Below are 12,217 nucleotides of genomic sequence, written 5' to 3'. Positions count from 1 at the left end.
CACGAACGTCATCTCGGAGATCTTTCGGCCCTCTCCGGAGCCTCGTGTCGTCGAGTGGCTTGTGTCCTTGACGGGCGACGTCGCGATCACTTCCATCACTCTCGCGGAGTTGCTTGCCGGTGTGCGCAGGCTCCCGAACGGTCAACGCAAAGACGAGCTGGCGCAGAGGATTGATGAAGCGGTAGCGCCGTATCGGGGGAGCCGGTCGGTGCTCGCCTTCGATGATGACGCGGCGCAGCGATACGCGGGGGTGCTCGTGTCTCGTGAGGCAGCAGGTGCGCCGGTCAGTACGGCCGACGCCCAGATTGCCGCGATCTGCCTGGCGCACGGGGCCACCTGCGCTACGCGCAATGTGAAGGACTTCCAGCACACTGGCGTCGAGCTGGTGGACCCATGGAAGGTGGACGCGTGAAGCATCATTCGATCGAGGTCCTCGCGCACCAGGAACTCACTGAGGCCGATCTGGGTGAGGGCTAGGTAGTCGCTGACTGCAGATGGCTCCACGTGTCGGAACGCCGTGGAGTTCCGCTTCAACGTCTAGCGCGACCGTTCCTCGTTGGCGAGACTGTACTCATGCGCCGAGAATGCAGGTACTGGTTGCAGTCTCGGTGCAGAACTGCTGTCTCGCTGGAGGATGACGGACGGTGACACTAGCGTGAGTGCTGTGACGAAGCCCACTGGCGACGCGCATCACGCCGCGCAAGACGCGCTCGAGACCGGCCGCGTACAGGACCTCGCCGACCTCCTGCTCACGATGTCGCCCGCGGAGCGGATCGCGACCTGTCGGCCACTCGTCAAGCAGGCGAACGCAATCCTCAGCCCGATGTTCGGCAGCACCGTGAAGTCGTGGCTGTCGAACATCGATGACGATTACCCGGGCGGCCGCGAGCAATTCATCGATGCGTGGCAGGGACGCATTTCGACGGGGCACTGGGATGCCGCGACGACAATCTTGATCGCGGCGAAGCCCTCGCCGCGTGCCGCCAAAGTGTGGCCGATTCCTGAAAACCGTGCGTACGCCGAATGGCTGTATCCGGCGCTGTTTCCGACCGATCTTGATGTCATCGCGGAACAGTGGTCGGCGGACTTCGCGACCAACCCCAAAGCCTGGGATCGCAACAGGGGCCGAGAGGTCATGTTCGAGTGGATCGAACGCGGCATCCTGCCTGCACCTGCACACGGCGGGGCTGTTCTCATGCTCCTTGCCCATGTCTGTCACGCGGGGAGTTGGCGTACCGCGCTCATGTGGCTCAAAGGCCACCCCGTGGTCACCGATCAGCTGTTTCGACGCGTGTTCACGACCCCCGGGGTGCCTGGCTGCTCGCTCGCGCAGGCCGACAATAGCGCGGGATCTCACCCGATACGCACGCGGATCATTCCAAACCTGCTCGCCGTGGGAATCTGGACGCGAGAGTTCGTGCAACACGAGGTCGCGGAAGCACTGGCCATGGACCTTCCGCCCTACCAGAAGCGTTGGTTTACGCAGCTGGACGCGCAGCTGTCTGCGTGAGCCTTGGGCCCTGTCCGGGTGTGCGCCTAACCGCGGCTCGAACGGCGTGCACTCCGGGACAAGGTCGCCGCGATCACTCCGCTGAAGGTTGCATGACCGACTTCGTGGCCTTTGAGCCATCGGCGCGCGCTGAACGTGCCGGCGAAGCGGTCAGCATACGACCTGCAACTTTTGCCGACGCCGAAGAGTTGTCCGTCGTGATGGCAACCCGTGGTGGCGACATCGACGGGTATCGTGAGCAGGCTCGTGGACTCATTGAGCGGCTGCCGGTGCTGTCCGTCGCGGAGACCAATCGTGAGTTGGTCGGGTACAGCGGGGCGCAACCAATCGTGATCAAGTCGGGCAGAGATCCAGAATTGGCTGGTTGCGGGGCTCACCGTTGTTCCTGCTCATCGTCGCCGAGGAATCGCAGCTCGACTGCTGCAGGACGTGGTTGACAAGGTCCACCATTCTGCCGCCGGGGAGCCAATCTTCAGTGTGATCAATGCGCAGAATCTGGCCTCGATCAGGTTGCACGAGGTGCTCGGATTCGAAGAGGTGGGAAGAGCGGGCACATTCTCGCGCATCGAGTTCACCGGCGGCGAGGGCGTGCTGCTCAGACGCGAATAGGCAGGACCGCTCCGCCGAGCCATACCGCTAACGGTGACGTAACCCGGTGGAGTTCCGCTTCAACAACTGAGGTCGCGTGCATCCGACGCGATTCGGGCGTTCGTCACCCCTCGATGCCGGGCGCCGGCTCCCCGGTCACACCATCGATAACCGTGCGGTCACCGAGGGGCGCATCGAGCTGTACTCGAAGGCTGTCCTGGCATTCCTCACCCGAGGCGCGCACCGTGGACGTCACGGAGATGGTGACCGTGTCGGCGTCTTCGACGACCGTGGCCTCCGGATCGCCATTGCACGTGTCGACGTAGACGATCTGCAGCTCGCCGCCGTTGGCCCACCCGACGATGGGCTGCGGCCCGCGGTCATCGACCGGCGGCGACGATCCGCAGCCGGTGGCGAGCGCAACGAGAACGACGCCCGCCAGGGCGATTCCCGCTGACCTCCGACCCCATCTGAGTGCCATGCGATCTACTTCCGAGCGATCCACACGCTGTCGGTGATCATCTCCCGCATCTCGCCACCCAGCCGGTCGCTGCTGGTGGCGATGGCAACGCCCGGGCGAATGCCGACGGACACGCCGTGCAGTCCGCACGACGTGCTGTCCCAGCCGCCGTCCCGGACGAGGGAAAGGCAGAGCACACCGTCGTCTTCGGCCCCACGCGCGAGGTAGATGTCGTAGCCTTCCGCGGCGCCGATGTACCGAAGGGATGCCGCGTCGACCACGTCCTCCGATGACTCCACCACGACCTCCGGTCGATCTGCGGGGACTTGAACCCGATCGAACTCCGGCATTGCGGTCGGTGAGCAGCCGGTCGCGGTGAGCGCGATGACAGCGAGCAGGGCCAGTGCTGGCCGCAGAGCATGCGTCATGACGCCAATGTATGGGCAAGCCGAGGGATTCGTCATCCCGAAGATAGGCGGATGCCACGGCGAGGACTGCGCTCCGTGGCATCCGTTATCGAGGATCAGGACGCCGCGACCGATGCGCTCCACGTCACGCCGAAGCGGTCGGTGAGCATGCCGAATCCGGCGCTCCACGCCGAGGCCGCGAGCGGCTCGATGACTTCTCCGCCCACGGCGAGTGCGTCCCAGTAGCCCTGCAACTCCTCGAGCGTGTCGGCGCTCAGCGAGACGAAGACGGCCTGGTCGGTGATGGTCGTGTTCCGCTCGCGGCGGGTCGATCCACCGGCGGCGATGCCGCCATCGGTCTCGCCCGGGATGTCGTAGCCCATCACGCGGAAGCCGTTCTCCGCCACGACGAGTCCGAACACGACTTTGTCGGCGCCGGGAGCTTCGGCCGACATGCCGAACTCGGCGTAGGTGTTGACGACGACGTGGCCGCCGAACACCGAGCCGTAGAAGTCGAGCGCGGCGCGGGCGTCGCCGCGGAAGTTCAGGTGGGTGGTGGTCTGGATGGCCATCGTGTGCTCCTTCATCGATTCCGGCCGCTGCGGCCGTGAACCCAGCGTCACAGCCGTCTAGGTCAGTTAGTGTCCTAGATCGCGGATAGGTTCGGAGCATGTCCACCACGAGCCGACTGCTCGGTCTGCTGTCGCTGCTGCAGACCGCCCGTGTGTGGCCCGGGTCGGTGCTGGCGTCGCGCCTCGGCGTGAGCGATCGCACGGTCCGCCGCGACGTCGACCGCCTTCGCGAGATGGGCTACAGCATCGGCGCGACGATGGGCCCCGATGGCGGGTACCAGCTCCAGGCGGGCAGCGAACTGCCGCCCCTGCTCTTCGATGAGGATCAGACCGTTGCGGTGGCGGTCGCGCTGCAGACCGTTTCGGTTTCGGGCGTCGGAATCGAGGATGCCGCGATCCGGGCGCTGGCGACCATCCGTCAGGTCATGCCGCCGCGGCTGCGCCATCGTCTCGACACGCTCGACGTGATCTCTGCCGCAACGCGCCCCGGAGAGGCCGCGCCGATGCACGTCACCGCGGACGTGCTGATCAGCCTCGCGGGGACCATCCGCGCATCGGAAGTCCTTCGGTTCGACTACGCACCCCGGGGCGAGCCCCAGCCGAGCGACCTCGCCCTCCCGCCCCGCCGCGTCGAGCCGCACCACATCGTCACCGCGCGGGGGCGGTGGTACCTCGTCGCGTGGGATCTCGAGCGCGACGACTGGCGCCTGTTCAGCGTCGACCGCATCATGCCGCGCATCCCGACGGGTCCGCGGTTCACCCCACGCCCGGTCCCGGGCGGTGACCTGAGCGAGTTCGTTGCCGCCCGATTCAAGGGGTCCGACGTGAACGAGTGGGCGTGCCGCGGGTCGGTGATCCTCGACCTCCCGATCCGGGAGGTCCTCCCGTTCGTCGGCGACGGCACGGCCGAAGCGCACGGCAACGGCAGGACCGTCCTGACGGCGGGATCGTGGTCGTGGGGCTCGCTCGCGGCATCCTTCGGTCGATTCGACGTGCCCATGGAAGTCGTCGGCCCTCCCGAGCTGGCCGCGGCGTTCGCCGTCCTCGCCCGTCGGTACGCGTCGACCTGACCTGGGGAGCGAGGGGCGGTAGCGTGGATGGGTACCGCACCGGACACCTGCACCGATTCGACCCAGGGACCCCCATTGACTGAGATCCAGCGCCAGAGCTTCGACCAGGGCCGCCGCGCCATCCCGTTCATCGACGAAGGCGAGGGCCCGGCGCTCGTGCTGCTGCCCGCCCAGGGCCTCGACGTCGCCTACCTCGGCGGCCTCGCCAGCATTCTTGAAGAAGAGGGGTTCCGGATCATCCGCATCGGCTCACGCCGCCCCACCGGCGAGCCGGCCACGATGCATGATCTCGCTCAGGATGTCGTCGACGTCCTCGACCACCTCGGCGTCACCGCCGCGTGGATCGGCGGGCACGCCTTCGGCGGCGCCGTCGCGCGGACGGTCGCCCTCGACTTCCCCGGCCGGGCGAACGGCGTGCTGCTCCTCGGCGTCGAGGGAACTCGACCCCTTGACGATGATGCGGCCCGGGCCCTGAAGACGGCATTCTCGGCCCCGGTCGATACCGACGACCGGACGGCGATCCAGGTGCTGGTCGGTGAGGGGATCGACCTCGCCGTGGCGTGGGACGTGTTCTCGCGCTCGCGCGATCTGGGCGTCGAAGAGCTGCAGAGCGCGGCGCTGGCCTCGACGCCGGTGGCGGAGTGGGCGAGCCTCGCGCCGAGCCTCCCCGTGCTCATCATCCAGGGCGGCGACGACAAGATCACCGTGCCCTCCTCGGGCGATGACCTGCAGGCGACGGCACGCGACCGTGCGAGCGTCGTGCGCATCCCCGGCGCCGGTCACCTCTTCCCGATGACGCACCCGGGCGAGACCGCCTTCCAGATCGAGGACTACCTCGGCTGGGACTGAGGGTGGATGCCGCGGCGACACGCTCCGCGGCGTCGACGCAGCGTATCGTCCTGCCGGTCAGTCGGCCTCGGGCTGACCGGGGCCCGGCATCTCCTTCTCGTGAGTCAGGTGGCGTGTGGTCTCCAGTGACGGACACCCGATCAGCGGGACCATCCCGTTCACCGTCGGCGACGGCGAACCCCTCCCGGATGGCGCCGCGCCGATCGCGGACGACTCGACCGCGGACAGCGGCAGCAATGCCGCGCTCGCGCTGACCCTGACCGCGGTCGGGCTCGTCCTGATCGTCGGTGTCCTGGTCGTCGTCCTGGTCGTGGCTCGTCGGAAGGGCGGAGCACGCCGACCCGAGTAGGGCCGGCGCGACCGTCTCGGCGGCGGTCAGACCGTCTGACCGGAGTGACGCCCTTCGCCGATCTCCTCGACGACCTTGGCGTTGAATGCCGGCAGATCGTCGGGGGTCCGACTGGAGACGAGTCCCGCGTCGACGATGACCTCCGCGTCCTCCCACACCGCTCCCGCATTCACGAGATCGGTGCGAAAGCTCGGGTAGCTCGTCAGCTTGCGTCCACCGAGGACGTCGGCCTCGGCGAGGATCCACGCGGCGTGGCATATCGCACCGACCGGCTTGTGCTGCGCGAAGAAGTCACGCGCGAACCGCACGGCGTCGGCGTCCATCCGCAGATGATCCGCATTCACGACTCCGCCGGGCAGGACGAGGGCGTCGAAGTCGGCGGCATCCGCATCGGACGTCGTCAGATCGACCGGCTGCTCGTGACCGTTCTTGCCCGCGATCGGGTCGGAACCGGGTGCGATCATCACGAGCTCGGCGCCCGCCTCGGAGAGGGCTCCCCAGGGGGAGGTCAGTTCGCTGTCTTCGAATCCGTCGGTCGCGAGGAACGCGACGCGCTTACCGGTGAGAGTGCTCATGCTCCGACGGTATGTCGGGTCCGGCGATGCGCCGAAGGGGGTTGACCGCGGCCCGAGCCCCGATTACCCGGCGTAACATGGCGTGCATGGCCACCTCGAATCTCCCCACGCCGACCCTTCAGCCGATCGTCACCGACGACTAGAACCTCATCGAGGTCGTCGACGAGGGTGCGTCGTGCTGCGGCGGCGGGTGCTGCAGCACCAACTGAGCCGCGAGACGTGAAGAGTCGCCCCGGGAGGGCGGCTCTTCGTCTTTCCCGACGCGGAACGCGGTCAGTGACCGATGCCGGCCGGTGCCCCGGGGGCGTCGGCCGGCTTCTTGATGAGGAACGCGCCCACCAGCAGCGGGATCGCGATGATCGCCGAAACGAGGAACGCCATGTGCGTGCCGGCAGCGCCGGCGGCCGCGGCATCCACCCCGTCAGCAGCACCTGCGTGCCCTTCGCGTCGTAGATGCGGCCGATGAACGGCGCCGCGACGCCCATGAGGATCGCGCCGGGGAGGACGGCGAAACCGGCCGCGGTCGACGACATCCCGAGCACGTTCTGCATGTACAGCGGCAGGATGATGATCGTCCCGAAGAACGCCTCGCCAGCATCCTCGAAGAAGAAGGCTTCCGGATCATCCGCATCGGCTCGCGCCGGCCGTCAGCGGATGCCGTGACGATGCACGATCTGGCCGCTGACGTCGTCGACGTGCTCGATCACGTCGGAGTGGATGCCGCCTGGATCGGGGGACACGCGTTCGGCGGCGCCGTGGCGCGCACCGTGGCCCTGAACCACCCGCTCCGCGCCTCCGGCGTCCTGCTCATGGGGGTCGAGGGCACCCGCGGACTCGAGGACGATGCTGCGCGCGCCCTGAAGTCCGCCTTCTCCGCGCCTGTCGACACCGACGACCTGTCGGCTGTGTCGATGCTGGTGGGCGAGGGCATCAACCTGTCGCTGGCGTGGGACGTGTTCGCGCGCTCCCGCGACGTCGCTCCGCAGGACATGCAGTCCGCGGCGTTGGCACGACCCCGGTCGCCGAGTGGGCGGCGCTCGCGCCGAGCCTTCCGGTGCTGATCATCCAGGGAGAGCGCGACTGCATCACGGCGCCGTCCGCCGGCGAGGACCTGCAGGCGACCGCGCGTGATCGCGCCAGCGTCGTCACGATCCCCGGCGTGGGACACCTCTTCCCGATGACCCACCCGGGCGAGGTCGCGTTCCAGGTCGAGGACTACCTCGGCTGGGATTGACCCTGCGGCATCCGCAGCGTCGTCAGCGGCGCAGCGTCTCGCTGGGCTGCTCGCCGAACTCGGCGTGATACCGCTGCGCGAACCGCGACAGGTGGACGAACCCCCATCGGCGTGTGATGGCGGCGACGGTCGTCTCCGTCGGCGACGAGGAGATGAGGTTCGCGTCGAAGTGGTCCGTCGCACGCCGGAGGCTCGACCGTCCCGTCCCGTCCCGTCTCGGGTCTCGTGTCGCACCTGATCCCGAATCGACGGGTGGACATCGCTGCTCACCTGGAAGGATGTGACCTGGAGCCGGTCGTCGCCGACGGTGCGCTGGCGGAACCGGAAGTGCTCGGAATGCGAGCGGATCCGGGCGTCGGCGCAGATGGGGCGCAGTAGCGCTTCGGCCGCCGCGGGGTCGGCGGCGACGTGCGTCCCATCGATCACGAGAGCGCTGGCAGGAGCGCTCATACCCACACCCTGCCCTATTTCGGGGTGTCGTCAGCCCAGGTGCGCGCTCGCGGACGCCGTTCCCGGTTCCGGCTCGGGCACGACGTAAAGGCCGGTGGGGGAGTTCGCGACGTGGCTCAGTGCATCGAGCCAGGCCGGGTTGAGTGAGGGCTGCCGGCTGCCGTAGTACTGCCAAGCCAGGTCCGCGCCCGGGTGGAGCCACACGACCTGCCGGCCGTCGCCGAGACTCTGATCGTTTCGCCACATGAACGTGAAGCCTTCCCCCCGTCGGAGCTTCGTCGTGATAACGAGTTGCAGATGGGCGAGGACGCGGTCGTCGAAGTCCACCCTGATGCGGTCGTTGTAGACGAACTTGCCCACTGTGCTCCTTCTTCGTGCCGACTATCCATTATGCGCACGAATATCCGATAGGCGCACGAATCGGCGCGCGAACATGGGCGGGTGCGCGCGTAGACTCGCGGGGTGGACGTCGGCGGGTCAGGCAGCGGGGATACCGTATGAGCCTGCGCTGCGACGCCTTCGCGACGTCGGATCTCGCCGAAGCCGAACAGCACCTGCAGCGCAATTACGGAGACGTCGCCCTCCGTGCCGAGACGCTCTCCTACGAGGAGACGAGCGTGGGCGACGAGCGGTTCGCGCTCGGCGAGCTGCGCGTGCGCGGCGGTTACCGCGCGGCCGCGGACGTCGCCGCGGTGACGATCGCGGTGGCGGAGCGGGGATACCGCTGGTCCACCGGCGATGCGCGCGGTGATGGCGTCGACCCCGTGCTGTTCCAGCCCGGCGCTCCCATGAGCTGCGAGGTCAGCGACGCGCAGGTCCGCGTCGTCGTCCTCCCTCTGCCCGCCCTCACCGACGTTGCGCGCACCGTCTACAACGACGACCGTATCGACGTCAGGTTCGATGCCGAGCGGATCCCGGATGCCGCGCTGCGCCGCGCCTGGCGATCCACCGTCGACTGGGCGTTCGGATCGACTGCGAGCCTGTCGAGCGAGCTCGTCCGCGCCTCTGTCTTCCGCGCCCTCGCGGTGACGACGCTCAGGCGTTCCCCCTCGCCGGTGATCGGCGCCACCGCGCCGGCTCGACGCGGCGTCTGCACCTCGCCTATCGGCGTGCGGTGCGCTTCCTTGAGGACCACGCCTCACTTCCGATCACGGTCGCCGACGCGGCATCCGCTGCCGGAGTGAGTTCCGTCGAACTCGACCGCGCCTTCCACGCGTACGCGCCTCCGGGACACACGCCTGCGGCGCACCTTCTGGCGGTCCGGCTGGATGCCGCGCACTCCGACCTGCGGAAGGCGCACGTCGCCGAACCGTCACTCGTCCGCGAGATCGCACACCGGTGGGGTTTCACGGAGCACTCGCTGACCCGGCACCATGTGCGAGCCTACGGCATCGCGCCGTTGGAGCTCCTCGGAGAGTGAGGTCGGCTCACTGATCCGCGTCTGGCAGACCAGGGCCGGGGCCGGGACGCATCTGCGCGTCATCGGGGATGTCGACGCGGGTGCGCCCGTCGTGCTCTGACACCTCGATCTTCGCTTCGGCGACCGGTGCGCCGCGATCCTCCGGGCCCTCAAGATGGTCGGAGTCGGGGTCTTCGCCCTCCGCCTGGGACGGGTGACCGGTGGCCGGAGGGCCATCGCCGGTTCCGGGCCGTTCGACGTCTTCGCCCTCTGCCTGGCTGGGCTTTGCCGTGCTGTCGTCCATCGCGGACTCCTTTCGGTCGACGGTGTCCACGGTAGAGCGGGACGCCTTCGCGGTCGCAGGGGTTGCGTGAGGGGTGGGTTCGTCGGTAGGGCGGCGGGCGCCTGGAAGAATGGGAGGGTGCGTCCTCTCCGTTGACGCGCGGAGAGGTGGGAAGTGATGTCGGGTGTGCGGGCTGTGATGTGGGGCGTCATCGGAGCGCTCGCGACGGTCGTGGCTGTGGCGGCACCGGCATCCGCTCACGACGAACTGCTCGCGAGCACGCCGACGGCCCAGGCGCAGCTGCACGAGCTCCCCGCGGAGATCGAACTCACCTTCTCGGCCGCGATCCTCCCCGACGGTGCCGAGATCGCGGTCATCGACGACGAGGGCGACAATCGCGTCGCCTCTGATCCCGCCATCGGGACCAACACCCTCACGGTCGCCCTGGATGAGCCGGGCGACACGAGTGACGCCGGCTATCTCGTGCAGTGGCGCGTCGTCTCGAGCGACGGGCACCCGATCAGCGGGACGATCCCGTTCGCCGTCGGATCGGTCGCACCGCCCGCAGGCGACACGACCGCGGCCGCGCCGATTCAGGCGGCGACAGCGGATGCCGGAACGCCGATCGCCGTGGTGATCGCCGGCATCGCGTTCGCGGCGCTCGTCGTGGCGCTGGTGGTCTTCCTCGTCCTCGCCCGTCGGCGTGGCGGATCTCGCTGAGGCGCCCCCGAGACCGAGGGCGTTCAGCCGCTCGCGGTCATCGCCGATGAGGGCGCGTCCTGCTGCGGCGGCGGATGCTGCGGGTCCAACTGAGCCGCATCCGCTGAGTCCGGGCTCACCGGGTCAGTGCATCGCGGGCAGGTCCGCCGACAGGTCGGCGGGCTTGCGCACGAAGAACGCCAGCACGACGGCGACCGACGCGACGATCGCGCCCACCAGGAATGCGGCGTGCACGCCTTCCGCCTTCGCCAGCACCTCTGACGCTCCCGACTCGACGGCTGCGGCCGTCGTGAGGGTGAACAGCGTGACGAACGCGGCGGTGCCGGTGGCGCCGGCGACCTGCTGCACCGTGCCGACGATGGCGCTGCCGTGCGGGTACAGGCGCGGCGGCAGGGAGCCGAGCGCCGAGGTCATCAGCGGAGTGAACACCGCACCGAGGCCCAGGTTCAGCATCAGGTGCACCGCGATGATCCAGCCGACGGCCGTGGTCTCATCGAAGGACGCCATGCCCCAGAGGGCGCCGGCCGCGACGATCATGCCGGGGATCACGAGCGGCGTCGGACCGAAGCGGTCGAACAGGTTGCCGATGATGGGCGCCATGACGCCCATGAGGACGCCGCCCGGGAGCAGCATCAGGCCGACCGCGAGCACGTCGAGGCCGAGCACCTGCGCGAGGTAGATCGGCAGCAGGATCAGCGAGCCGAACAGAGCCGCCATCACGACGACCACGAGCACGATCGCGAGGCTGAACGAGCGACTCTGGAACGTGCGGAGATCGAGCAGCGCGCCGTCGGTCTTCTGCAGGCGGAGCTGGCGGGCGACGAAGAGGGAGAGTGAGACGGCGCCGATCACGAGCGGGATCCAGACCGGCACGGGAGCGTGGCCGGACGCCGACTCGCCGATGCTGCTGAGGCCGAACACGAGGCCGCCGAAGCTGAACGCCGACAGGATCACCGAGAGCAGGTCGAAGCGCGCGTCGGGGCGCGTGTCGGTGACGTTGCGCACCCACAGGGCGCCGAGCGTGAGGGCGATCAGTGCGATGGGAAGGAGGATCCAGAAGATCACCTGCCAGGACAGGCTCGACAGGATGAGTCCCGACACGGTCGGCCCCACCGCCGGTGCGACGGCGATCACGACGCTGATGACGCCCATCATGCGTCCACGGTGAGAGGCCGGAACGACGTTGAGGACCGTCGTGAACAGGAGCGGCATCATGATGGCGGTGCCGGAGGCCTGCACGACGCGCCCGATCAGCAGCATCCCGAACCCGGGCGCGAGCGCCGCGATGAGGGTGCCGATCGAGAACAAGGTCATCGCGGCGATGAACACCCGGCGCAGGGGGAACTTCTCCAGCAGATAGCCGGTGAGCGGGATGACGATGGCCATCGTCAGCAGGAAACCCGTCGTGAGCCACTGCGCGGAGCCCGCCGTGATGTCAAGGTCCTGCATGATCGGGGTCAGCGCGACACCCATGGTCGTCTCGTTGAGGATGACGACGAACGCCGAGACGACGAGCAGTGCGATGACGGGACCGGGCTTCGCCACCCGCTGTGCGTTGACCGATCCGGTGGCGGGAGAGGTGTCCTGCAGGGTCACAGAGGTCCTTCGAAGCGGGCGCGGCACGCGCGGATGACAGGGGCGAGTGGGGGAGGACGGATGCCACCCGACCACTCACGCCGGGCGTCTCGCCGTGGACGCACGACGGACTCCCAACGTAACGGTCTTCGGTGGACGTCCATTCCCGATCCGGC

20 protein-coding genes are annotated in these 12,217 nt (G+C 68.5%); 12 read left to right on the top strand and 8 right to left on the bottom strand.

Going from position 1 to position 12,217, the window contains the following annotated elements:
- From ACHFGS_RS01695 to ACHFGS_RS01680, 4 genes are all read left to right on the top strand, one after another.
- On the top strand, positions 1 to 412 hold a 412-nt coding region (locus tag ACHFGS_RS01695), incomplete at its 5' end, for a type II toxin-antitoxin system VapC family toxin (RefSeq protein ID WP_394279039.1).
- Positions 413 to 664: 252 nt separating this feature from the next.
- Complete coding sequence (locus tag ACHFGS_RS01690; protein WP_394279038.1) at positions 665 to 1,510, top strand: hypothetical protein; 846 nt, start codon at positions 665 to 667, stop codon at positions 1,508 to 1,510.
- 92 nt (positions 1,511 to 1,602) lie between these two features.
- Positions 1,603 to 1,947: a hypothetical protein gene (locus ACHFGS_RS01685; RefSeq protein ID WP_394279037.1), complete on the top strand. Its 345-nt coding sequence runs from the start codon at positions 1,603 to 1,605 to the stop codon at positions 1,945 to 1,947.
- On the top strand, positions 1,859 to 2,119 hold the full coding sequence (locus tag ACHFGS_RS01680; protein WP_394279043.1) for a GNAT family N-acetyltransferase: 261 nt from the start codon (positions 1,859 to 1,861) through the stop codon (positions 2,117 to 2,119). Before ACHFGS_RS01685 ends, ACHFGS_RS01680 begins: the two co-directional genes overlap by 89 nt.
- A 103-nt stretch (positions 2,120 to 2,222) precedes the next feature.
- On the opposite strand, the gene ACHFGS_RS01675 is transcribed toward ACHFGS_RS01680, so the two are convergent.
- The 3 genes from ACHFGS_RS01675 to ACHFGS_RS01665 all read right to left on the bottom strand — a co-directional run bounded on the left by ACHFGS_RS01675 (position 2,223) and on the right by ACHFGS_RS01665 (position 3,537).
- The gene (locus tag ACHFGS_RS01675; RefSeq protein ID WP_394279036.1) at positions 2,223 to 2,579 is read right to left on the bottom strand and encodes a hypothetical protein; all 357 of its coding nucleotides are present in this window, start codon (positions 2,577 to 2,579) and stop codon (positions 2,223 to 2,225) included.
- Positions 2,580 to 2,584: 5 nt separating this feature from the next.
- Positions 2,585 to 2,986: a hypothetical protein gene (locus ACHFGS_RS01670; RefSeq protein WP_394279035.1), complete on the bottom strand. Its 402-nt coding sequence runs from the start codon at positions 2,984 to 2,986 to the stop codon at positions 2,585 to 2,587.
- Positions 2,987 to 3,081: 95 nt separating this feature from the next.
- Positions 3,082 to 3,537 (bottom strand): VOC family protein, encoded by a 456-nt coding sequence (locus tag ACHFGS_RS01665; RefSeq protein ID WP_394279034.1) that lies wholly within the window; start codon positions 3,535 to 3,537, stop codon positions 3,082 to 3,084.
- Between the two features lie 98 nt (positions 3,538 to 3,635).
- On the opposite strand from ACHFGS_RS01665, the gene ACHFGS_RS01660 reads away from it, so the two are divergent.
- The 3 genes from ACHFGS_RS01660 to ACHFGS_RS01650 all read left to right on the top strand — a co-directional run bounded on the left by ACHFGS_RS01660 (position 3,636) and on the right by ACHFGS_RS01650 (position 5,805).
- Positions 3,636 to 4,607 (top strand): helix-turn-helix transcriptional regulator, encoded by a 972-nt coding sequence (locus ACHFGS_RS01660; RefSeq protein WP_394279033.1) that lies wholly within the window; start codon positions 3,636 to 3,638, stop codon positions 4,605 to 4,607.
- 75 nt (positions 4,608 to 4,682) lie between these two features.
- Positions 4,683 to 5,456: an alpha/beta fold hydrolase gene (locus ACHFGS_RS01655; protein WP_394279032.1), complete on the top strand. Its 774-nt coding sequence runs from the start codon at positions 4,683 to 4,685 to the stop codon at positions 5,454 to 5,456.
- A gap of 115 nt (positions 5,457 to 5,571) precedes the next feature.
- Positions 5,572 to 5,805, top strand: a complete 234-nt coding sequence (locus ACHFGS_RS01650; protein ID WP_394279031.1) for a hypothetical protein — start codon at positions 5,572 to 5,574, stop codon at positions 5,803 to 5,805.
- Between the two features lie 26 nt (positions 5,806 to 5,831).
- Here ACHFGS_RS01650 and ACHFGS_RS01645 read toward each other — a convergent pair whose 3' ends face one another.
- Positions 5,832 to 6,380 carry a type 1 glutamine amidotransferase domain-containing protein gene (locus ACHFGS_RS01645; protein ID WP_394279030.1) on the bottom strand — a complete coding sequence of 183 codons (549 nt, stop codon included), beginning with the start codon at positions 6,378 to 6,380 and terminating at the stop codon, positions 5,832 to 5,834.
- A gap of 273 nt (positions 6,381 to 6,653) precedes the next feature.
- A complete protein-coding gene (locus tag ACHFGS_RS01640) occupies positions 6,654 to 6,797 on the bottom strand; it encodes a hypothetical protein (protein WP_394279029.1) in 144 nt (47 codons plus the stop codon).
- A gap of 248 nt (positions 6,798 to 7,045) precedes the next feature.
- Between ACHFGS_RS01640 and ACHFGS_RS01635 the strand changes: the two genes are divergently transcribed.
- Both ACHFGS_RS01635 and ACHFGS_RS01630 read left to right on the top strand, forming a co-directional pair.
- Complete coding sequence (locus ACHFGS_RS01635; protein ID WP_394279042.1) at positions 7,046 to 7,441, top strand: alpha/beta fold hydrolase; 396 nt, start codon at positions 7,046 to 7,048, stop codon at positions 7,439 to 7,441.
- Positions 7,327 to 7,614 carry an alpha/beta fold hydrolase gene (locus tag ACHFGS_RS01630; protein WP_394279028.1) on the top strand — a complete coding sequence of 96 codons (288 nt, stop codon included), beginning with the start codon at positions 7,327 to 7,329 and terminating at the stop codon, positions 7,612 to 7,614. The genes ACHFGS_RS01635 and ACHFGS_RS01630 overlap by 115 nt, the downstream gene beginning before the upstream one ends.
- A 480-nt stretch (positions 7,615 to 8,094) precedes the next feature.
- Here ACHFGS_RS01630 and ACHFGS_RS01625 read toward each other — a convergent pair whose 3' ends face one another.
- Complete coding sequence (locus ACHFGS_RS01625; protein ID WP_394279027.1) at positions 8,095 to 8,424, bottom strand: ATP-dependent DNA ligase; 330 nt, start codon at positions 8,422 to 8,424, stop codon at positions 8,095 to 8,097.
- A gap of 137 nt (positions 8,425 to 8,561) precedes the next feature.
- Here ACHFGS_RS01625 and ACHFGS_RS01620 point away from each other — a divergent pair, with 137 nt between their 5' ends.
- Positions 8,562 to 9,248: a hypothetical protein gene (locus tag ACHFGS_RS01620; protein ID WP_394279026.1), complete on the top strand. Its 687-nt coding sequence runs from the start codon at positions 8,562 to 8,564 to the stop codon at positions 9,246 to 9,248.
- Positions 9,245 to 9,484: a hypothetical protein gene (locus tag ACHFGS_RS01615; RefSeq protein ID WP_394279025.1), complete on the top strand. Its 240-nt coding sequence runs from the start codon at positions 9,245 to 9,247 to the stop codon at positions 9,482 to 9,484. The genes ACHFGS_RS01620 and ACHFGS_RS01615 overlap by 4 nt, the downstream gene beginning before the upstream one ends.
- 7 nt (positions 9,485 to 9,491) lie before the next feature.
- On the opposite strand, the gene ACHFGS_RS01610 is transcribed toward ACHFGS_RS01615, so the two are convergent.
- A complete protein-coding gene (locus tag ACHFGS_RS01610) occupies positions 9,492 to 9,767 on the bottom strand; it encodes a hypothetical protein (protein WP_394279024.1) in 276 nt (91 codons plus the stop codon).
- Positions 9,768 to 9,923: 156 nt separating this feature from the next.
- On the opposite strand from ACHFGS_RS01610, the gene ACHFGS_RS01605 reads away from it, so the two are divergent.
- On the top strand, positions 9,924 to 10,466 hold the full coding sequence (locus ACHFGS_RS01605) for a copper resistance protein CopC (RefSeq protein WP_394279023.1): 543 nt from the start codon (positions 9,924 to 9,926) through the stop codon (positions 10,464 to 10,466).
- Positions 10,467 to 10,589: 123 nt separating this feature from the next.
- Here ACHFGS_RS01605 and ACHFGS_RS01600 read toward each other — a convergent pair whose 3' ends face one another.
- The gene (locus ACHFGS_RS01600) at positions 10,590 to 12,062 is read right to left on the bottom strand and encodes an MDR family MFS transporter (RefSeq protein ID WP_394279022.1); all 1,473 of its coding nucleotides are present in this window, start codon (positions 12,060 to 12,062) and stop codon (positions 10,590 to 10,592) included.
- Positions 12,063 to 12,217: the final 155 nt, after the last annotated feature.

The sequence above is a fragment of the Microbacterium sp. genome (genome assembly GCF_043427715.1).
In the GTDB taxonomy this organism is placed as follows: Bacteria; Actinomycetota; Actinomycetes; order Actinomycetales; family Microbacteriaceae; genus Microbacterium.
The sequence above is the reverse complement of the archived record's forward strand: the minus strand, read 5'-3'. Positions and strand labels throughout refer to the sequence as shown.